Consider the following 18,775-nt stretch of genomic DNA (forward strand, 5'->3'; position numbering starts at 1 on the left):
CTCCCTAAGGAATCCCGCCATGTCCCGCATGTCCCAGCGCACCCGGCTGACCGCCGTGGCCGCGTCCGCCCTGCTGCTGTTCGGAGCCGCCGCCTGCGGGTCCGGCGAGAGCGACGACAAGGCCGCGCCGTCCGGCGACAGCGCGCCGAAGGGGGCCTTCCCGGTCACCCTCGACCACAAGTACGGCACCACCACCGTCAAGAACGACCCGCAGCGCATCGTCACCGTCGGCCTCTCCGACCAGGACGCGGTGCTCGCCCTCGGCAAGGTTCCGGTCGGCACCACCGAGTGGTTCGGCGAGTTCAAGGGCGCCATCGGCCCGTGGGCCGAGAAGGCGCTCGGCGACAAGGCGCGCCCCACCGTCCTGCACGACGACGGCACCGGCCCCCAGGTAGAGAAGATCGCCTCCCTCCGCCCCGACCTGATCCTCGCGCTGTACTCGGGCCTCACCAAGGACCAGTACCGCACCCTCTCCAAGATCGCTCCGGTCGTCGCCCAGCCGAAGGAAGGCGCGGACTGGGGGATCTCCTGGCAGGACCAGACCACCCAGGTCGGCAAGGCGCTCGGCAGGAGCGACGAGGCGAAGGCGCTGGTCGCCAAGACCGAGAAGCACATCGCCGACGCCGCCGCCGCGCACCCGGAGTTCAAGGGGAAGACGGCCGTCATGGCCACCCCGTACGAGGGCATGTACGTCTACGGCCCGCAGGACAACCGCTCGCGCATGCTGACCGGCCTCGGCTTCGAGCTGCCGGCCGGCCTCGACCAGGTCGTCGGTGAGTCGTTCGGCGCCAACATCAGCAAGGAGCGCACCGACCTCCTCGACACGGACGCCGTCGCCTGGCTTCTCGCCGACCCGGCCAAGGACACCAAGAAGCTCCACGCCGACCCGCTCTACGGAAAGCTGGACGCGGTCAAGGAGGGGCGCGAGGTCATGATCAAGGAGAGCAGCCACTTCGGCAGCGCCATCTCCTTCGTGACCCCGCTGAGCATCCCGTACACCGTCGACCGCCTGGTCCCGATGCTGTCGGCCGCCGTCGACGGCAAGCCGGAGACGAAGGTCGTCCAGCCCGCGTCCTGACGCCTCTCCTCGATACCCCCGGTCCGGCCCGCCGCGCGGCGGGCCGGACCGCACCACCCCCCCCACCGCCCCTGAGGAACCGGACCGTGGAGCTAGCCCCGTGACCCGCCCCGCCCGATGGCGCCCCGCCCTGCTCGTGGCCGTGCTCGCCGCCGTGCTGGTGGTGCTCTGCCTGCTCTCGCTCGGTCTCGGCGCCCTCCAGATCCCGCCCGGCGAGGTCCTCAAGGCGCTCGCCGGCCGCCCGACCGGGCCCCGCGTCGAGGACGTCATCTGGTCGGTGCGCGTCCCGCGTACGGCCCTGGGGCTGGCCGCCGGTGCCGCATTGGGGCTCTCCGGCTGTGTGATGCAGGCGCTGACCCGCAACCCGCTGGCCGATCCGGGCATCCTCGGGGTGAGCGCCGGTGCCGCCTTCGCCATCGTGCTGGCCGCCGGGGTCGCCGGGATCGGCTCGCTGCTCGGCTACATCTGGTTCGCGTTCGCCGGGGCGATGGCGGCGAGCATCGTCGTCTATCTGCTGGGGCGGATGGGGCGTTCGGGGTCGACACCGGTGAAGCTGGCCCTCGCCGGGGTCGCCGTCACGGCCGTACTCTCCTCGCTGACCAGCGCCGTCGTCCTCACCGACCCGGCCGCGCTGGACCGCTTCCGCTTCTGGTCGGCGGGCTCGCTCGCCAACCAGGACGCCTCAACCGTGCTGCGCATCCTGCCCTTCCTCGGCCTCGGCGCCCTCCTCGCGGTGGCGAGCGCGCCCGCCCTCAACAGCCTCGCCCTCGGCGACGACGTGGCCGCCTCGCTCGGCCGCAAGCTCGGCCTCGTCCGTCTCCAAGGCGTCGTCGCCGTCACCCTGCTCACCGGGGCGGCGGTCGCGGTGATCGGCCCGGTCGTCTTCATCGGCCTGGTCGTCCCGCATGTCGCCCGGGCCCTCGCCCAGTCCGCCGGCCTCGGCCCGGACCACCGCTGGCTGCTGCCGCTCTCCGCCGCGCTGGCCGCCGGGCTGCTGCTCGGCGCGGACATCCTCGGCCGGGTGATCGCCCGGCCCGTGGAGGTCCAGGCCGGGATCATCGTCGCCTTCATCGGCGGACCCTTCTTCATCGCCCTGGTCCGCCGACGCCGGCTCGCGGAGGTATGACCGTGACCACGCACTCCCTGAACCCGAAGAGCACCGGGGCCGGTGATCCGGCCGGAAAGACCGCCGCCCGCCCCTTCCGCCTGGCCTTCCCGCCGGTCTCCGGCACCCTGCGCCCCCGCCAGCTCGCCGTCTGCGCGGGGCTCGTCGTCGCCGTGTTCGTGGCGCTGTGCTGGAACGTCTCCATCGGCGAGTACGGCATCCCCCTCACCGACGTCGCCCGCGCGCTGACCGGCTCCGGCGACCCCGGCACCCTCCTCGTCGTCCAGGAACTGCGGCTGCCCCGCGCCATGACCGGGCTGCTCGCGGGCATCGCGTTCGGCATGTCCGGGGCCCTGTTCCAGACGATGACCCGCAACCCGCTCGCCAGCCCCGACATGATCGGCCTCACCCAGGGCGCCGGGACCGCGGTGGTCGCGGGCATCGTGCTCGGCTGGGACTTCGGCCTCGGCACCCAGGCCCTCGGCCTGCTCGGCGCCCTCGCCAGCGCACTCCTCGTCTACGGGCTCGCCTGGCGGCGCGGCACCACCGGCTACCGCATCATCCTCGTCGGCATCGGCGTCTCCTGGGTCTGCCTCAGCATGACCGACTTCCTGCTCGCCCGGGGCGGCCGCTTCCAGGCGCAGGCCGCACTCGGCTGGCTCGTCGGCAACCTCAACGGCCGCGACTGGCAACAGGCCGCGCCCCTCGCCGCCTCGCTCGTCGTGCTGGTGCCGGCCGCCCTGCTGATCGGCCGGCTGATGCGTACGCTGCAACTCGGCGACGACGTCGCCAAGGGGCTCGGCACCCGCGTCCAGGCCGTCCGCCTCACCGTCCTGCTCACCGGCGTCGGCTTGGTCGCCTTCGCCACGGCGGCCGCCGGACCCGTCGCGTTCGTGGCGCTCGCCGCCCCGCAGATCGCGCAGCGGCTCTGCCGGACGGCCTGGCCGCCCCCGCTCGCCGGCGGGCTCACCGGCGCCGTCATCGTCCTCGCGTCCGACGTCCTGGCACGCGAACTGATCCCCGGTACCGAACTGCCCGTCGGGATCGTCACCGGAGTGCTCGGCGCCCCGGTGCTGCTCTGGCTGCTCATCCGCGTCAACCGCGCGGGCTCAGGAGGCTGACCGATGTCCACCGCCGAACCCGACCTGAGGGCCCAGGACCTGCACCTCGGCTACGACGACCGGGCCGTCGTCTCCGGCCTCGACCTCGCCGTTCCGCCGGGCCGGATCACCGCCATCGTCGGCGCCAACGCCTGCGGGAAGTCCACCCTGTTGCGCGCCCTGGCCAGGCTGCTGGCGCCTCGCGAAGGGGCGGTCAGCCTGGACGGCCGCGCCCTGCACTCCATCCCCACCCGGGAGCTGGCCCAGCGGCTGGGCATCCTGCCGCAGTCGCCGGTCGCCCCCGAGGGCCTCACCGTCATCGACCTGGTGAACCGGGGCCGCTCCCCGCACCAGACGTGGTGGCGGCAGTGGACCAAGGCCGACGAGCAGGCGGTGCACGACGCGCTCGCCGCCACCGGCACCACCGACCTGGCCGACCGTGCGGTGGACGAACTCTCCGGCGGCCAGCGCCAGCGCGCCTGGATCGCCATGGCCGTCGCCCAGGGCACCCCGGTCCTCCTCCTGGACGAGCCGACGACGTACCTCGACCTCGCCCATCAGATCGACGTCCTGGACCTCGTCGTCGACCTCAACCGCCGCGAGGGGCGCACGATCGTCATGGTCCTGCACGACCTCAACCAGGCCTGCCGGTACGCCGATCACGTCATCGCGATGAAGAAGGGCGCCATCGTCGCCGAGGGCGCCCCCGCCGACGTCATCACGGCCGGAACCGTCGAGGACGTCTTCGGCCTCCGCTGCCAGGTGGCCACGGACCCGGTGAGCCGCACCCCGCTGGTGATCCCGGTCGGCCGCCACCACACCCCGGAGCCGGACGGGCCCGGGAAGACCCTCGCCTGACGGGCCGCCGCACCTCGCGCACGTACGGCAGCCCGTCCCGGCCCGGATGCCGGCCGACGCCATCTCGATGATGGAGCGGTGGTACGCCACCGTCGAGACCGCGCACGCGTTCGTGTTCCGGCCGGCGGCCGGCCGGGGCGTCCGGATCGTGCCCGCGACCTCCCTCAGCCGCTCCTGCTCCCCGGGCCTCGGATCGGCCTGGATCCGCGGGACCCGTCCTCCGGCGGCGTCCGGTGGATCGCCCGGAATGGCCCACCGCACCGGACCACGATTGGCCCGGGAGTCCGCGCCAATCGCCGCCTAGGCTCGCATCCATGAGCACCCACGACCGTACGACCGTCGACTTCTTCTTCGACCCCGCCTGCCCGTTCGCCTGGATCGCCTCCCGCTGGATCCTGGAGGTGGAGCAGCTGCGCGACCTCGACCTCCGCTTCCGCCCCATGAGCCTGTACCTGCACAACCAGGACAACGAACTGGCCCCCTGGTACCGCGAGCTGGTCGACAAGTCGATCGGCCCGGTCCGGGTGGCCGTCGCCGCGGCCGCCGCCCACGGCGACGAAGTCCTGCGGGACCTCTACACCGCACTCGGCACCCGCATCCACCAGGGCAAGGAGGAGGACTTCGACGCGGTGATCGCCGCCTCCCTCGCCGAACTGGGCCTGCCCGCCGCGCTGTCGGAGGCCGCGCACTCGACGGCGTACGACGAGGCGGTGGCCCGCGGCCACGATGCCGGCAAGGATCCGGAGCAGGACGCGTACGTGGGCACCCCGACGATCCACGTCGACGGCACGGTCTGGTTCGGCCCGGTCCTGAACGCGATCCCGCGCGGCGAGAAGGCGGCCGAACTCTTCGACAGCTTCCGGGTGCTCGCCAACCACGAGGGCTTCTTCGAGCTCAAGCGCGCACGGTCGGGCGGCCTGTCCTACGAGTAGCGAGCCTCACGCCGACAGCGACGCCCCCACCGGCACCCGCGCCTCGTCGTAACGGTCCAGCAGCAGCCGGGCCAACTCCGGTGCCGGGCCCAGCACATCGGCCAGCACATCCGCACCGCCCGCCTCGGCCCCCGCCGCGATACGGTCCGGGAGCCGGCCGGGAGCGATGACGTACGGCGCCACCGCCACCCGCTCCACGCCCTCGGCGCGCAGGGAACGTATCGCGTCCTCGGTGCGGGGGAGATATGCGGAGGCGAACGCAGGCCGCACGGCGCACCAACCGGTGTGCCGCAGCTCCCGCGCGATTTCAGCGATCACTGCGATCGCCTCCGGGTCGGAGGATCCCGCCGAGGCCAGGACGAGCCCGGTCCGGGGGAGGTCGCCGGGGTGGACCCCGGCCTCCCGCAGCCGCCGCCCCAGGGTGGCGTTGAGCAGCGGGGACGGGCCGAGGACGTCGGCCTGCCGGATGTGCGGCCTCGGCAGCCGGGCGCGGGCCTCGCGCAGGACCGAGGGGATGTCGGTCTTGGCATGGAACGCCCGGGTGAGCAGGAGCGGCAGGGCGATGACCTCATCCACCCCCTCCGCGGCCAGGCGCTCCAGCACCCGGGGCACGGAGGGGGCGTTGAACTCCAGGAACCCGGTCTCCACGCGCAGCCCCGGCCGCTGCGCCCGCACCCGCTCGGTGAGGGCGTGCACGGTCGCGGCGTGCCGGGGGTCGCGGCTGCCGTGGGCGATGACCAGGAGGACGGGGTGGGACATGGCGTGACTCAGTTCTTGACGAGAAGGCCTCGGCTGCGCAGCACCCACCGCTCCAGCGGACTGAAGATCAGCAGGTCGATCGCGATGCCGACGAACAGGATGAGCAGGATCGAGAGGAAGACCCCGGGCATGTCGAAGTTGCTGCGGCCGTTCTCCAGCAACTGCCCGAGACCCAGACCAAGTTCGGGGGAGGAGGCGATGATCTCGGCGGCCATCAGCGAGCGCCAGGAGAATGCCCAGCCCTGCTTGAGGCCCGCCAGGTAGCCGGGCAGCGCGGCCGGCAGAACGATGTGCCAGGTGCCCCGGATGCCGGTCGCGCCCAGCGTACGGCCCGCCCGCAGGAAGAGCGGCGGCACCTGGTCGACGCCCGAGACCAGCCCGTTGGCGATCGAGGGCACCGCGCCCAGCAGGATCACCGCGTACATCATGCTGTCGTTCAGCCCGAGCCAGATCACCGCCGGGGCCACCCACGCGACCGACGGCAGCGACTGGAGCCCGGACAGGATCGGTCCGATCGCGGCCCGGACCAGCTTCACCCGGGCGACCAGCAGCCCCAGCGGCGTACCGATGGCCACCGCCAGGAGGAAGCCGAGCAGACCACGCGAGACGCTGGTCCAGACGACCTCCAGCAGCGTGCCCTTGAGCCACATGTCCTTGGCGCTGTCCCACACCGCGGACGGCGGCGGCAGCTTGTAGACCTCGGTGACCTCGGCCCGGACCAGCAGCTCCCAGACGATCAGGACCAGCGCCACCGCCACCACGGGCGGCAGCACCTTGCCCCGCAGGACCTCGCGCACCGGGGTGCGGCGGATCTGCACCGCGTCCAGGGCGTCGAGACCGGCCTCCAGACCGGCCAGGTCGTCGGGCTTCGCGTCGACGGGCCCGGCCGTCCCGTCCGCCCGTTTCCGGCCGGACGTGATGTCAGTGCTGGCCATGTCGGCGGATCTCCCCACGCAGTTCTTCGGTGATCTCGACGGACAGCTCCGCCACGGCGGTGTCCTCGATGCGGCGCGGCTGCTCGATGTCGACCGTCCACTCGCGGGCGATCCGGCCCGGCCGGGACGACAGCAGCACGACGCGCTGCGCGAGCCGTACGGCCTCGCGCACGTTGTGCGTGACGAAGAGGACCGAGGCGTTCGTCTCGCGCCAGATCCGGGTCAGCTCGTCGTGCAGCACATCGCGGGTGATGGCGTCCAGCGCCGCGAACGGCTCGTCCATCAGCAGCAGTTGGCTGTCCTGGGCGAGCGCGCGGGCCATCGCGACCCGCTGCCGCATACCGCCGGACAGCTCGTGCACCCGCTTGCCGTACGCACCCCCGAGGCGGACGAGTTCGAGCAGCCGCTCGGCCTCGGTACGGCGCTCGCTCTTGGGGACCCCGCGCAGCCGCAGGGCCAGTTCGATGTTCTTGCCCGCGGTCAGCCACGGGAAGAGGGCGTGCTCCTGGAACATCAGGGCCGGCCGCCCGCCGGGGGTCTCGATGGACCCCGCGGACGGGCGGTCGAGTCCGGCCACCAGGTTGAGCAGCGTCGACTTACCGCACCCGGAGGCTCCCAGGAGGGTGACGAACTCACCCGGAGCGACATCGAGGGTGATGTCGTCCAGGACGAGCTGCTGCCCCGTGGGTCCGGCGAAGGACTTCGAGACGTGCGCGAGACGGGCGGCGTACTCGACCGTCTTACGGTCCTCGGCCTTGGTGAGGGTGGTGGTCGCCATGGTCGTCACCTCCTGGGAATCCTGGGTATCCGATGGATCCGGATACGGGCGGGCGGGCTACTTGACGCCGAGACCGGCGTCGGAGACCTCGGGCCGGCCGTCAGCCTTGAGGATCTTGTTCAGCGGGCCCAGGTCGTAGATGCCCTCCAGCTTCGGGTCCTGGAGCAGACCGGCCTTCACCGAGTACCCCGCCTGCGTCTTGAGCGTGGTGGCCAGCGGGTCGTCGGTGATCTCGATGGACTCCCACGCCGGGTCGAGGATCTCCTGGGGCAGCGGCTTGCCGCTCAGCTTCTCCAGCGCCTTGTTGGCGGACGCCTTGGCCTCTTCGGGGTTGGCGTTGATCCACTTGTTGGTGGAGACCGAACCCTTGACCACGGCCTCGACGACATCGGGATGCTGGTCGAGGAACTTCTGCGACACGATGATGTGCGTGATCACGAACTTCTTGTCCGGCCACAGGTCCTTCTCGTCGAGAAGCACCTTCGCGCCCTCGGAGACCAGCTTCGACGCGGTCGGCTCGGGGACCCACGCGCCGTCCAGCGAACCGGACTTGTAGGCGTCGGGCGTCACCTTGTTGTCCGAGCGGACCACGGAGACGTCGCCCTTGCCGCTCTGCGGGTCGACCTTCCAGCCCTTCTCGGAGATCCAGTTGAGGAAGGCCACGTCCTGCGTGTTGCCGATCTGCGGGGTCGCGATCTTCTTGCCCTTGAGGTCGTCCAGGGTCTTGATCTTCTCCGGGTTGACGACCAGCTTCACCCCGCCGGAGGCCGCACCGGCCACGATCCGCAGCCCCTTGCCCTGGGACTTGACGTAGGCGTTGATGGTGGGGGAGGGGCCGATGAAGCCGATGTCGATCGATCCGGCGTTCAGCGCCTCGATCTCGGAGGGGCCGGCGTTGAAGGTCGTGGACTCGACCTTGGTGCCGCCCAGCTCCTTCTGGATGGTGCCTTCCTGGATACCGACCAGGGCGGTGGCGTGCGTGAGGTTCGGGAAGTAGCCGATCTTCACGGTGTCCGCGGAGAGCCTCTTCTCTCCGCTGGAGACGTTCGCCTTCTTCGCGTCGTCGTCCTTGGCGTCGGAACCGTAACCGCAGGCGGTGGCGGCCAGGGCGAGCAGCGGCAGCGCCGCGACAGCGGCTATGGAGCGGCGAAGGGTGGAACGGGGGGCAGGCACGGGAGGCTTTCCTCTCGTTGGCCCGGTGCTCGCGTCCCGCTGATGGTCAGGGGGGCGCGGCCGGGAGATCGGCAGGTCTTCGGCGGTACGGGCGGCGCGGGTGGTGCGGGTGGGCGCGCAAGCGGTGCGCGTACGTCATCACGCACATCGCCCCACGCCTCCCTGGCCGCTGCCGAGGGCGCCGCTGCCCACCCGGCCGCCCTCCTTCGCGAAGGTGGAGAAGACGTCACCGGTCATCAGAAGTCCCATTCGGCGTCGTCGGCGTCGGCGACGACCGGTTCCGGGGCGGCGGCGAACGCGGTGCCCGCCATACCGGCGGTCAGCGTCGTACCGTCCGCCGGGTCGATCAGCAGGAACGATCCGGTACGCCGGGAGTCGGCGTACGCGTCGAGGGCGAGCGGCTCGGCGGTCCGCACGACGACCCGGCCGATGTCGTTGGCGACCAGCTGCCCGGGCGCCGGGTGCTGCGAGAGGTCGTCCAGGGTGAGCCGGGACGGGATGTCCTTGACGATCGCCTTGACCGTACGGGTGGTGTGCTTCAACAGCACCCGCTTGCCCACCGAGAGCGGCTGGTCCGCCACATGGCAGACGGTCGCCTCGACGTCCTGGGTGACCGGCGGCGCGTCGTCGGCGGGGGCGATCAGGTCGCCGCGCGAGATGTCGATGTCGTCGGCCAGCCGGAGCGTCACCGACTGCGGCGCCCAGGCGATGTCCACGCTCTCACCGAGCGCGTCGATCCCCGTGATCGTGGTGGTGCGCCCCGAGGGGAGAACGGAGACGGCCTCGCCGACCCGGAAGACCCCGGCGGCGATCTGACCGGCGTACCCCCGGTAGTCCGGGTGCTCGGCGGTCTGCGGGCGGATCACGTACTGCACGGGGAAGCGCGCGTGGCAGGCGGTGAGGTCATGGCTGACCGGCACCGTCTCCAGGTGCTCCAGGACGGTCGGCCCGCCGTACCAGTCCATGTGCGCGGACGGCTCCACCACGTTGTCCCCGGCCAGCGCGGAGATGGGGATCGCGGTGATCTCCGGGACGCCGAGGGAAGCGGCGTACGCGGTGAACTCCTCGGCTATCGCGGCGAACACGGGCTCCGCGTACTCGACCAGGTCCATCTTGTTGACGGCCAGCACCACATGCGGGACGCGCAGCAGCGCGGCGACGGCGGCGTGGCGACGGGTCTGCTCCACGACCCCGTTGCGGGCGTCGACCAGGACCACGGCCAGCTCGGCGGTGGAGGCGCCCGTCACCATGTTGCGGGTGTACTGCACATGGCCCGGGGTGTCCGCGAGGATGAACCGGCGGCGGGTGGTGGCGAAGTAGCGGTAGGCGACATCGATGGTGATGCCCTGCTCGCGCTCGGCCCGCAGCCCGTCGGTCAGCAGCGCCAGGTCCGGCGCTTCCTGCCCCCGGCTCAGCGACACCTGCTCCACGGCCTCCAGCTGGTCCGTGAGGATCGACTTGGAGTCGTGCAGCAGACGTCCCACGAGGGTGGACTTGCCGTCGTCGACCGACCCGGCGGTGGCGAACCGCAGCAGGGTGGTGGCCGACAGCCGCTCGGCGGAGAGGGCCGGGAGGATGGGTGTGGTCATGGTTAGAAGTACCCCTCGCGCTTGCGGTCTTCCATCGCGGCCTCGGACATCTTGTCGTCGGCGCGGGTCGCGCCCCGCTCGGTGAGCCGGGAGGCGGCGATCTCGGTGATCACGGCCTCCAGGGTGGTGGCGTCGGAGTCGACGGCACCGGTGCAGGACATGTCGCCCACCGTGCGGTAGCGCACCAGACGGGTCTCGGTGGCCTCGTGCTCCTTGGGGCCGCCCCAGCCGCCGGCCGTCAGCCACATGCCGTTGCGGGAGAAGACCTCGCGCTCATGGGCGAAGTAGATCTCCGGCAGCTCGATCCCCTCGCGCTCGATGTACTGCCAGACGTCCAGCTCGGTCCAGTTGGAGATCGGGAAGACCCGCACATGCTCACCGGGGGCGTGCCGGCCGTTGTACAGCTGCCACAGCTCGGGGCGCTGGCGGCGCGGGTCCCACTGCGAGAACTCGTCGCGCAGCGAGAAGACCCGCTCCTTGGCGCGCGCCTTCTCCTCGTCGCGCCGTCCGCCGCCGAACACCGCGTCGAAGCGGTGCTGCTGGATCGCCTCGGTGAGCGGGACGGTCTGGAGCGGGTTGCGGGTGCCGTCGGGGCGCTCGCGGAGCTTCCCGGCGTCGATGTACTCCTGCACGGAGGCGACATGGAGCCGCAGCCCGTGCTTCGCCACCGTGCGGTCGCGGTACTCCAGGACCTCGGGGAAGTTGTGCCCGGTGTCCACGTGCAGCAGCGTGAACGGCACCGGCGCGGGCGCGAACGCCTTGAGCGCCAGGTGCAGCATCACGATGGAGTCCTTGCCCCCGGAGAAGAGGATCACCGGCCGCTCGAACTCGCCCGCCACCTCACGGAAGATGTGGACCGCCTCGGACTCCAGGGAGTCCAGGTGGTTGAGCGCGTACGGGTTGACCGTGCCCTCCGGCACGCTGGTGACGGTGCTCACGCCAGGCCCCTCTCGGTGAGCAGCGCGTGGAGCGCCGCCGCTGACTCCTGCACGGTCTGCTGGTGCGACTCGATGCGCAGGTCGGGCGATTCGGGCGCCTCGTAAGGGTCGTCGACCCCGGTGAGACCGCTGATCTCGCCCGCCGCCTGCTTGGCGTAGAGACCCTTCACATCCCGTACGGAGCACACCTCGACGGGCGTCGCCACGTGCACCTCCAGGTAGGTGGTGGACTCGGCGGCGTGGCGCTTGCGGACCGCCTCGCGGCTGTCGGCGAACGGGGCGATGACGGGGACCAGCACCTTCACGCCGTTGGCGGCGAGGAGTTCGGCGACGAAGCCGATCCGGGTCACGTTGGTGTGCCGGTCCTCGCGGGAGAAGCCGAGGCCCGCGGAGAGGAACTCCCGGATCTCGTCGCCGTCGAGTACCTCCACCTGGTGGCCCTCGGTCCGCAGCCGGCCCGCCAGCTCGTAGGCGATGGTGGTCTTGCCCGCGCTCGGCAGACCGGTCAGCCAGATCGTGGCTCCCGTCTCCGTCACGCTCATCGAACTCTCCTGATCAGTCGTCATCAGCCGTGCAGCCCGCATTCGGTCTTGCCCCGGCCGGCCCAGCGGCCGGCCCGTGCGTCCTCGCCCTCCAGCACCCGGCGGGTGCAGGGCGCGCAGCCGACGGAGGCGTAACCGTCCATCAGCAGCGGGTTGGTGAGCACCCCGTGCTCCGAGACGTAGGCGTCCACGTCGTCCTGGGTCCAGCGGGCGACGGGGGAGACCTTCACCTTGCGGCGCTTGGCGTCCCAGCCCACGACCGGGGTGTTCGCCCGGGTCGGGGACTCGTCGCGGCGCAGCCCCGTCGCCCAGGCGGCGTACGCGGTCAGGCCGTCCTCCAACGGCTTGACCTTGCGCAGCGCGCAGCACAGGTCGGGGTCGCGGTCGTGCAGCTTCGCACCGTGCTCCGCGTCCTGCTCGGCCACCGTCTGCCGGGGGGTGATCGTGATGACGTTGACGTCCATCACCGCGTCCACGGCGTCCCGGGTCCCGATGGTCTCGGGGAAGTGGTAGCCGGTGTCCAGGAAGACCACGTCGACGCCCGGCATCATCCGCGAGGCCAGGTGCGCGACCACGGCGTCCTCCATGGAGGAGGTGACGCAGAAGCGCGGCCCGAAGGTGTCGGTGGCCCACTTCAGGATCTCGGTGGCGGAGGCGTCCTCCAGCTCCCGGCCCGCGCGCTCGGCCAGCTCCTGGAGCTCGCGGTCGGTCAGCTCCCCGCTGGTCAGAGTGTCCGTCATATCCGGTCCCCTTCACCGTCGTTGCGCTGTACGCCCCGGGTCAGCAGACCCAGGAACTTCAGCTGGAACGCACGGTTGCAGGAGGCACATTCCCAGGCGCCGTGGCCACTCTCGTTGGGGCGCAGGTCCTCGTCGCCGCAGTACGGGCAGTAGAACGGGGCGGCTCGCTCGCTCATGACAGCGACTCCGCACTGGCGCGCGCCGCCCAGGCCGCGAAGCGCTCGCCGTCCTCGCGCTCCTCCTGGAACCGGCCGAGCACCCGCTCCACGTAGTCCGGCAGTTCGGCCGACGTGACCTTCAGGCCGCGGACCTTGCGGCCGAACCCGGCCTCCAGGCCGAGCGCGCCGCCCAGGTGCACCTGGTAGCCCTCGACCTGCTGACCGTTCTCGTCCAGCATCAGCTGGCCCTTGAGACCGATGTCCGCGACCTGGATACGGGCGCAGGCGTTCGGGCAGCCGTTGATGTTGATGGTGATCGGGTGGTCGAACTCCGGGATGCGGCGCTCCAGTTCGTCGATGAGCGAGGCGCCGCGCGCCTTCGTCTCGACGATCGCCAGCTTGCAGAACTCGATGCCGGTGCAGGCCATCGTGCCCCGCCGGAACGGGGACGGTGTGACCTTGAGGTCCAGCGCCTCCAGACCGGCGACCAGGGACTCCACCTGCTCCTCGGCCACGTCCAGCACGATCATCTTCTGCTCGGCGGTGGTCCGCACCCGGCCCGAACCGTGGGCCTCGGCCACCTCGGCGATCTTGGTGAGGGTGGCCCCGTCGACGCGGCCCACCCGCGCGGCGAAGCCGACGTAGAAGCGGCCGTCCTTCTGCCGGTGCACCCCGAGGTGGTCGCGCCAGGTCTGGACGGGCTGCTCGGGCGCGGGGCCGTCGATCAGCTTGCGCTGGAGGTAGTCGTCCTCCAGGACCTGGCGGAACTTCTCGGCGCCCCAGTCCGCGACGAGGAACTTCAGGCGGGCGCGGGTGCGCAGCCGCCGGTAGCCGTAGTCGCGGAAGATCCCGATGACCCCGCCGTACACGTCGGCCACCTCGTCCAGCGGCACCCAGGCGCCGAGCCGGACCCCGAGCTTGGGGTTGGTGGAGAGCCCGCCGCCGACCCAGAGGTCGAAGCCGGGGCCGTGCTCGGGGTGGTTCACACCGACGAACGCGATGTCGTTGATCTCGTGCGCCACGTCCAGCTGCGGGGAGCCGGAGACGGCGGACTTGAACTTGCGGGGCAGGTTGGAGAAGTCGGGGTTGCCGATGAACCGGCGCTGGATCTCGTCGATCGCGGGCGTGCCGTCGATGATCTCGTTCTCGGCGATGCCCGCCACGGGGGAGCCGAGGATCACGCGGGGGGTGTCGCCGCAGGCCTCGGTGGTGGAGAGCCCCACCTCTTCGAGGCGCCGCCAGATCTCCGGCACGTCCTCGATCCGGATCCAGTGGTACTGCACGTTCTGCCGGTCGGTGAGGTCGGCGGTGCCGCGCGCGAACTCCTGGGAGATCTCCCCGATCACCCGCAGCTGCTGGGTGGTCAGCCGGCCGCCGTCGATCCGGACGCGCAGCATGAAGAACTTGTCGTCCAGCTCCTCCGGCTCCAGCACGGCCGTCTTGCCGCCGTCGATGCCGGGCTTGCGCTGGGTGTACAGACCCCACCAACGCATGCGTCCGCGCAAGTCGTTGGGGTCGATGGAGTCGAAACCGCGCTTGGAGTAGATCGTCTCGATACGTGTCCGTACGTTGAGACCGTCGTCGTCCTTCTTGAACTGCTCGTTCCCGTTGAGGGGGGTGTGGTGGCCCACGGCCCACTGACCCTCGCCACGGTGGCGTCCGGCCTTGCGGCGGGGCGTGGTGGTCGCAGGCTGTTCCGGGGTAGCGGCCATGACAGTACGTCCTTCGGGACTGCAGGAGGGCGGCTCTGAACGGCGCACTCGCGCTGAGGCGCGGCGGTGCGCTGGGTTCGGCAGAGGTAAGAGGGTGCGGCGGTGCTGGGTCTCTCAGCCCACCGGACAGATGGCGCTGGACATGCGGCCGAGGTCGACGTGGCGTCGACTCACCAAGGCAATTCCAGTTCCAGGCATGACGGAAGCGTGTCACGCGGATCTCGGGGCAGTCCACCACTATCCATGATGTGGACGAGATGGTCTCGAAGGGTGAGACATTGTGGTGGTGGTCACACGTCGCGTCCGTCGCAAGGGGGGCAAATCGCTCCCGGGCGAGGCCGGTGAGGGCCCCGAGCGGGGGCCGGGACGGGGGTCAGGCGCCGTACGCTCCCGGCCAGGGTCCCGGGGTCGCCACGTCCGGCTCCACTTCAGTCTTCGTGTCGAAGAGCCGGAAGCCCCGGCGCAGATAGTTGTCCATCGCGTACGGACCGTCCTTCGAGCACGTGTGCAGCCACACCCGCTCCGTCGGCGGCCGCCCGGGCCACCGCTCCGCCAGGTCCCAGGCGCGCTCCACCCCGTACGACAGCAGATGGCCGCCGATCCGCCGCCCCCGGAACGCCGGGATCAGCCCGAAGTACAGGATCTCGACCACGCCGCCGTCCTGGGCGTCCAGCTGGACGTATCCGGCCGGCGTCCCGTCCACGTACGCCACCCAGGTCTCCGAGCCGGGCCGATCGAGGAGCTCCTGCCACTGTGCGTACGTCAGCGCCAGCCGGTCGGTCCAGTGGATGTCGCCGCCCACGGCGGAGTAGAGGAACCGGCTGAACTCCGGCAGCACCACCTCGGACCGGACGATGCGCAGATCGCCCTCCGGTACGGCGGCGGGCCGCAGATCGCCCGGCGAGGTCTGCTCCAGCGACCAGATGGTGACCTCGACGGTCCCGGCCGTCTCCTGCGTCTCCGTCGCCTCGGCGGCCGGTACGGGGGGCTGTGCGGGGTTGCTCATGGCGGCCAGAAAACCATGCGGCCCCCGGCCGGCGCACAGCGGGCCCGCTCATCGGCCCGCCCAGCGCCCCGGGCCCCGCCCCGCCCGTCGCCCCCGGTCAGGCCGGTGCCGCCCCCCGCCGCGCCCCCTCACCACCGGCGCCTTCGAGTGCGGCAGCAGGTCCGCCGGGTGCTCCGGGTGGACCACCTCGACCTCCACGCCGTCCCCGAAGCGGTACGGGCGGTGCGCCAGCACCTCCGCCAGATGGCGCCGGAGCCGCGAGATCTCGGCCCGTACCGTCACCGTCCGGGTCGCGTCCCCGAAGATGTCCTGCGCCAGCTCGGAGGCGCTGCGCCCCTCCCGGTGCACCGCCAGCGCGTACAGCAGCTCCGCGTGGCGCGGCGAGAGCCGCTGCGTCGAGGTGCCCAGCGGACCCACCAGATGCACGGCCAGCGCCCGCGGCCGGCTCAGATCCAGCACCGCCCGGCGCGGCGCCCCCTCCGCCGTACCGTCCGACACCTGCACCAGCCAGCCCCCCGGCAGCGGCTCCACCCGGCACATCCCGAGCGAGGGCAGCCACACCCGCCCCGCCTCCAGCGACTTCGGCAGCGGCAGCCGGTCCACCGGCGGCATCCCCGTCACCGCCGCCAGCCACCCGTGGGTGTCCACGGCCAGCGCACGGCCCCCGATCCGGCACAGGATCGGCGCCGCCACCGCGCGCAGCCGTTCGATCGCCACCAGATGCCGGGTGCGGATCTCGCCCTCGGCGAGCCGCGCCACCGAGTCCACCAGCGCCAGCGTCGCCGGATGGAAGGTGGAGGCCGGTCCGCTGATGTCGACGATCCCCACCAGCCGCCCGTCGCGCGGATCACGGACCGGGGCCGCCGCGCAGGTCCAGTTGTGCAGGGCCCGGATGAAGTGCTCGGCCGAGTGGACCTGGATGGGCGCGCGGGCCGCCAGCGCCGTACCGATCGCGTTCGTCCCCGTCGCCCCCTCCGCCCAGGCCGCCCCCTCCGCCAGGCAGATGTCATGGGCCCGGTGCAGCACCCCGGAGTTGCCCTGGCGCCACAGCACCCGGCCCTCCATGTCGGTGACCACCATGATCTGCTGCGCCGCGTCGGCTATCGAGGCGAGCCCCGCCCGCAGCAGCGGCATCACCTCGCCGAGCACCGTGGTGTGCCGCCGGTGTTCTATCTCCTCGGCCTGTAACAGCTCGCTCTGCGGCGACTGCTCGGGGTCCATGCCGCTGCGCACCACCCGCTCCCAGGAGGCGTCGATCTCCGCGCGCGGGGCGAGGGAGGACCGCTCACCCGCCAGCCGGGCCTCCCTGGCCCGGTGGAGCAGCCGGGTCGCGCGGTCTGCCTCCTGGCCGATCACCCGCACCACTCCGGCAGAACCCGTCTTCCTCATGGTCCCCACCCGTTCCCCCCGAAACACTCCGAGCTGCTCCGGCCCCATCCTGCCGCCGCCCGTGTACGCCCACCGCGCAGTCCACACAATGGTTGCAACCCTTTGCAACTCTGGCGATGCCTCACCGGACCGTACGAGAGTGGCAGCGTGCCGTACGCCGGGCCCGTGCCCGGCGATCGGCGCGGTGCAAGCATGGAGGGTGGTGCCGTGTCGGCGCAGCACCACCCTCCGTCGCTTCCCCCTCGTCGCCCGGTCGGAGACCGGCCCTGGGGAGTGTCCGGCGGATCAGGGCCGGACGGACCGCGCCGGACACGCCCTAGTCGGCGACCGGCCGGGCCCGGTCCACCACCGAGGCCAGATCCAGACTGTGCGGCAGCGTTCCGAACGCCGAGCCCCAGTCCCCGCCGAGCCGCGAGGCGCAGAACGCGTCGGAGACCCCCGGCGGTGCCCACCGCACCAGCAGCGATCCCTGGAGCACCAGCGCCATCCGCTCCACCAGCCGCCGCGCCCGCGCCTCGATCCCCTCCAGGTCCGCCAGCTCGGTCAGCAGGTCCTTGATCGCCGCGTCCAGCCGGTGATCGGCCCCGCGCGCCTTCCCGACCTCCCGCAGGAACGCGTCCAGCGACTGCGGCTCCCGCTGGAGCGCCCGCAGCACATCAAGCGCCTGTACGTTCCCCGAGCCCTCCCAGATCGAGTTGAGCGGCGCCTCCCGCAGCAGCCGGGGCATCCCCGACTCCTCGACGTACCCGTTGCCGCCCAGGCACTCCAGCGCCTCGCCCACCACCGGCGTGCACCGCTTGGTGACCCAGTACTTGGCGGCGGGCACCGCGAGCCGCAGGAACGCCCGCTCCTCCTCGGTGTCCGTGTCGTACGCCGAGGCCAGCCGCATCGCCAGCACGGTCGCCGCCTCCGACTCCAGCGCCAGATCGGCCAGGACGTTGCGCATCAGCGGCTTGTCGATCAGCAGCCCGCCGAACGCGCTGCGGTAGGTGGCGTGGTGGATCGCCTGCGCCACCGCCTGCCGCATCAGCGCCGCCGAACCCACCACACAGTCCAGCCGGGTGGCCGCCACCATCTCGATGATGGTGCGCACCCCGCGCCCCTCCTCGCCGACCCGGCGGGCCCAGGTCCCGTCGAACTCGACCTCGCCGGACGCGTTGGACCTGTTGCCCAGCTTGTCCTTCAGCCGCTGGATCGCGAACACGTTGCGCGTCCCGTCGGGCAGCACACGCGGCACCAGGAAGCAGGTCAGCCCGCCCGGTGCCTGCGCCAGCACGAGGAACCCGTCCGACATGGGCGCCGAGCAGAACCACTTGTGCCCCGTGAGCAGATACTCGCCCTCCCCGGAGACCGGCTCCGCGACCGGCTCCGCCCGGGTCGTGTTGGACCGTACGTCGGTGCCGCCCTGCTTCTCCGTCATGCCCATCCCGAAGAGCACACCGGCCTTCTCCAGCGGGGGCCGCAGCCCCTCCTCGTACACGGACGAGGTCAGCTTCGGCTCCCACTCGGCGGCCAGCGCCGGGTCGGTCCGCAGCGCGGGCACCGCGGCATGCGTCATCGAGAGCGGGCAGCCGTGCCCCGCCTCGGCCTGCGTCCAGACCAGGAACCCGGCCGCGCGCCGGACATGACCGGCCGGACGGCCCCAGGCGCCGGTCAGCCCGGCGGTGACCGCGTGCCCCAGGAGCCGGTGCCAGGACGGATGGAACTCGACTTCGTCGATGCGGTGCCCATACCGGTCATGGGTGCGCAGAACGGGCGGATGCTCGTTGGCCTGCGCACCCCACGCCTGGGCCTGCGCGGAGCCCGCGGACTGCCCGAGCGTCCCCAGTTCCTGCCTCGCCTCGGGCAGGACGGCCGGGTCGATGTGCCGCTCCACGGCCTCGGACAGGGCCCGGTCGGAGGTGAAGACGTCATAGCCGACCAGCGGCGGAACCTGATTGGTCACTGTGTGGGTGGTGGCTGCCATGCCGATACGGTAAGGAG

At 71.9% G+C, this 18,775-nt stretch carries 19 protein-coding genes; 5 read left to right on the forward strand and 14 right to left on the reverse strand.

Annotated features, from left to right (window positions below; genetic code table 11):
• Window positions 1–19: 19 nt before the first annotated feature.
• The 5 genes from D6270_RS27570 (at window position 20) to D6270_RS27595 (ending at window position 5,073) form a co-directional block, all read left to right on the forward strand.
• Window positions 20–1,078 carry an iron-siderophore ABC transporter substrate-binding protein gene (locus tag D6270_RS27570; protein WP_109162995.1) on the forward strand — a complete coding sequence of 353 codons (1,059 nt, stop codon included), beginning with the start codon at window positions 20–22 and terminating at the stop codon, window positions 1,076–1,078.
• 100 nt (window positions 1,079–1,178) lie between these two features.
• Entirely contained in the window at window positions 1,179–2,204 is a 1,026-nt protein-coding gene (locus D6270_RS27575) for a FecCD family ABC transporter permease (protein WP_109162994.1), read from the forward strand.
• Window positions 2,201–3,304 (forward strand): FecCD family ABC transporter permease, encoded by a 1,104-nt coding sequence (locus D6270_RS27580; protein ID WP_204117045.1) that lies wholly within the window; start codon window positions 2,201–2,203, stop codon window positions 3,302–3,304. Before D6270_RS27575 ends, D6270_RS27580 begins: the two co-directional genes overlap by 4 nt.
• A gap of 3 nt (window positions 3,305–3,307) precedes the next feature.
• Window positions 3,308–4,141, forward strand: a complete 834-nt coding sequence (locus D6270_RS27585) for an ABC transporter ATP-binding protein (RefSeq protein ID WP_109162992.1) — start codon at window positions 3,308–3,310, stop codon at window positions 4,139–4,141.
• A gap of 314 nt (window positions 4,142–4,455) precedes the next feature.
• Entirely contained in the window at window positions 4,456–5,073 is a 618-nt protein-coding gene (locus D6270_RS27595) for a mycothiol-dependent nitroreductase Rv2466c family protein (RefSeq protein WP_109162990.1), read from the forward strand.
• Between the two features lie 6 nt (window positions 5,074–5,079).
• Here D6270_RS27595 and D6270_RS27600 read toward each other — a convergent pair whose 3' ends face one another.
• The 14 genes from D6270_RS27600 to D6270_RS27660 form a co-directional block, all read right to left on the reverse strand.
• Complete coding sequence (locus tag D6270_RS27600) at window positions 5,080–5,832, reverse strand: sirohydrochlorin chelatase (RefSeq protein WP_109162989.1); 753 nt, start codon at window positions 5,830–5,832, stop codon at window positions 5,080–5,082.
• Window positions 5,833–5,840: 8 nt separating this feature from the next.
• Window positions 5,841–6,767: an ABC transporter permease gene (locus tag D6270_RS27605; RefSeq protein ID WP_109162988.1), complete on the reverse strand. Its 927-nt coding sequence runs from the start codon at window positions 6,765–6,767 to the stop codon at window positions 5,841–5,843.
• Window positions 6,754–7,545, reverse strand: a complete 792-nt coding sequence (locus tag D6270_RS27610) for an ABC transporter ATP-binding protein (protein WP_109162987.1) — start codon at window positions 7,543–7,545, stop codon at window positions 6,754–6,756. Before D6270_RS27610 ends, D6270_RS27605 begins: the two co-directional genes overlap by 14 nt.
• 57 nt (window positions 7,546–7,602) lie before the next feature.
• A complete protein-coding gene (locus tag D6270_RS27615; protein ID WP_109162986.1) occupies window positions 7,603–8,718 on the reverse strand; it encodes an ABC transporter substrate-binding protein in 1,116 nt (371 codons plus the stop codon).
• A 236-nt stretch (window positions 8,719–8,954) separates the two neighbouring features.
• Window positions 8,955–10,307 carry a sulfate adenylyltransferase subunit 1 gene (locus D6270_RS27620; RefSeq protein ID WP_109162985.1) on the reverse strand — a complete coding sequence of 451 codons (1,353 nt, stop codon included), beginning with the start codon at window positions 10,305–10,307 and terminating at the stop codon, window positions 8,955–8,957.
• 2 nt (window positions 10,308–10,309) lie between these two features.
• The gene (gene cysD / locus D6270_RS27625; protein ID WP_109162984.1) at window positions 10,310–11,245 is read right to left on the reverse strand and encodes a sulfate adenylyltransferase subunit CysD; all 936 of its coding nucleotides are present in this window, start codon (window positions 11,243–11,245) and stop codon (window positions 10,310–10,312) included.
• Window positions 11,242–11,787 (reverse strand): adenylyl-sulfate kinase, encoded by a 546-nt coding sequence (gene cysC, locus D6270_RS27630; protein WP_237492663.1) that lies wholly within the window; start codon window positions 11,785–11,787, stop codon window positions 11,242–11,244. The genes cysD and cysC overlap by 4 nt, the downstream gene beginning before the upstream one ends.
• Window positions 11,788–11,810: 23 nt before the next feature.
• A complete protein-coding gene (locus D6270_RS27635) occupies window positions 11,811–12,527 on the reverse strand; it encodes a phosphoadenylyl-sulfate reductase (RefSeq protein ID WP_109162982.1) in 717 nt (238 codons plus the stop codon).
• A complete protein-coding gene (locus D6270_RS27640; RefSeq protein WP_109162981.1) occupies window positions 12,524–12,703 on the reverse strand; it encodes a hypothetical protein in 180 nt (59 codons plus the stop codon). Before D6270_RS27640 ends, D6270_RS27635 begins: the two co-directional genes overlap by 4 nt.
• Window positions 12,700–14,397 carry a nitrite/sulfite reductase gene (locus D6270_RS27645; RefSeq protein WP_109162980.1) on the reverse strand — a complete coding sequence of 566 codons (1,698 nt, stop codon included), beginning with the start codon at window positions 14,395–14,397 and terminating at the stop codon, window positions 12,700–12,702. The genes D6270_RS27640 and D6270_RS27645 overlap by 4 nt, the downstream gene beginning before the upstream one ends.
• A 114-nt stretch (window positions 14,398–14,511) precedes the next feature.
• Window positions 14,512–14,595 (reverse strand): putative leader peptide, encoded by an 84-nt coding sequence (locus tag D6270_RS34080; RefSeq protein WP_376199678.1) that lies wholly within the window; start codon window positions 14,593–14,595, stop codon window positions 14,512–14,514.
• Between the two features lie 175 nt (window positions 14,596–14,770).
• On the reverse strand, window positions 14,771–15,403 hold the full coding sequence (locus D6270_RS27650) for a GNAT family N-acetyltransferase (RefSeq protein WP_225976964.1): 633 nt from the start codon (window positions 15,401–15,403) through the stop codon (window positions 14,771–14,773).
• Window positions 15,404–15,451: 48 nt separating this feature from the next.
• Entirely contained in the window at window positions 15,452–16,792 is a 1,341-nt protein-coding gene (locus D6270_RS27655; RefSeq protein ID WP_151414732.1) for a helix-turn-helix domain-containing protein, read from the reverse strand.
• A 316-nt stretch (window positions 16,793–17,108) separates the two neighbouring features.
• Window positions 17,109–18,758, reverse strand: coding sequence for an acyl-CoA dehydrogenase family protein (locus tag D6270_RS27660; protein ID WP_109162978.1), 1,650 nt, complete (start codon window positions 18,756–18,758; stop codon window positions 17,109–17,111).
• Window positions 18,759–18,775: the final 17 nt, after the last annotated feature.

The sequence above is a fragment of the Streptomyces griseus subsp. griseus genome, from assembly GCF_003610995.1.
Taxonomy (GTDB): domain Bacteria; phylum Actinomycetota; class Actinomycetes; order Streptomycetales; family Streptomycetaceae; genus Streptomyces.

What these genes read in the sequence shown, in the direction of transcription:
- cysC (WP_237492663.1), bottom strand. Translation starts at nt 11,787, where the DNA reads ATGAGCGTGACGGAGACGGGAGCCACGATCTGGCTGACCGGTCTGCCG.
- D6270_RS27585 (WP_109162992.1), top strand. Translation starts at nt 3,308, where the DNA reads ATGTCCACCGCCGAACCCGACCTGAGGGCCCAGGACCTGCACCTCGGC.
- D6270_RS27580 (WP_204117045.1), top strand. Translation starts at nt 2,201, where the DNA reads ATGACCGTGACCACGCACTCCCTGAACCCGAAGAGCACCGGGGCCGGT.
- D6270_RS27570 (WP_109162995.1), top strand. Translation starts at nt 20, where the DNA reads ATGTCCCGCATGTCCCAGCGCACCCGGCTGACCGCCGTGGCCGCGTCC.
- D6270_RS34080 (WP_376199678.1), bottom strand. Translation starts at nt 14,595, where the DNA reads ATGCCTGGAACTGGAATTGCCTTGGTGAGTCGACGCCACGTCGACCTC.
- D6270_RS27645 (WP_109162980.1), bottom strand. Translation starts at nt 14,397, where the DNA reads ATGGCCGCTACCCCGGAACAGCCTGCGACCACCACGCCCCGCCGCAAG.
- D6270_RS27650 (WP_225976964.1), bottom strand. Translation starts at nt 15,403, where the DNA reads ATGAGCAACCCCGCACAGCCCCCCGTACCGGCCGCCGAGGCGACGGAG.
- D6270_RS27660 (WP_109162978.1), bottom strand. Translation starts at nt 18,758, where the DNA reads ATGGCAGCCACCACCCACACAGTGACCAATCAGGTTCCGCCGCTGGTC.
- D6270_RS27595 (WP_109162990.1), top strand. Translation starts at nt 4,456, where the DNA reads ATGAGCACCCACGACCGTACGACCGTCGACTTCTTCTTCGACCCCGCC.
- D6270_RS27610 (WP_109162987.1), bottom strand. Translation starts at nt 7,545, where the DNA reads ATGGCGACCACCACCCTCACCAAGGCCGAGGACCGTAAGACGGTCGAG.
- D6270_RS27605 (WP_109162988.1), bottom strand. Translation starts at nt 6,767, where the DNA reads ATGGCCAGCACTGACATCACGTCCGGCCGGAAACGGGCGGACGGGACG.
- D6270_RS27655 (WP_151414732.1), bottom strand. Translation starts at nt 16,792, where the DNA reads ATGAGGAAGACGGGTTCTGCCGGAGTGGTGCGGGTGATCGGCCAGGAG.
- D6270_RS27620 (WP_109162985.1), bottom strand. Translation starts at nt 10,307, where the DNA reads ATGACCACACCCATCCTCCCGGCCCTCTCCGCCGAGCGGCTGTCGGCC.
- D6270_RS27635 (WP_109162982.1), bottom strand. Translation starts at nt 12,527, where the DNA reads ATGACGGACACTCTGACCAGCGGGGAGCTGACCGACCGCGAGCTCCAG.
- D6270_RS27600 (WP_109162989.1), bottom strand. Translation starts at nt 5,832, where the DNA reads ATGTCCCACCCCGTCCTCCTGGTCATCGCCCACGGCAGCCGCGACCCC.
- D6270_RS27640 (WP_109162981.1), bottom strand. Translation starts at nt 12,703, where the DNA reads ATGAGCGAGCGAGCCGCCCCGTTCTACTGCCCGTACTGCGGCGACGAG.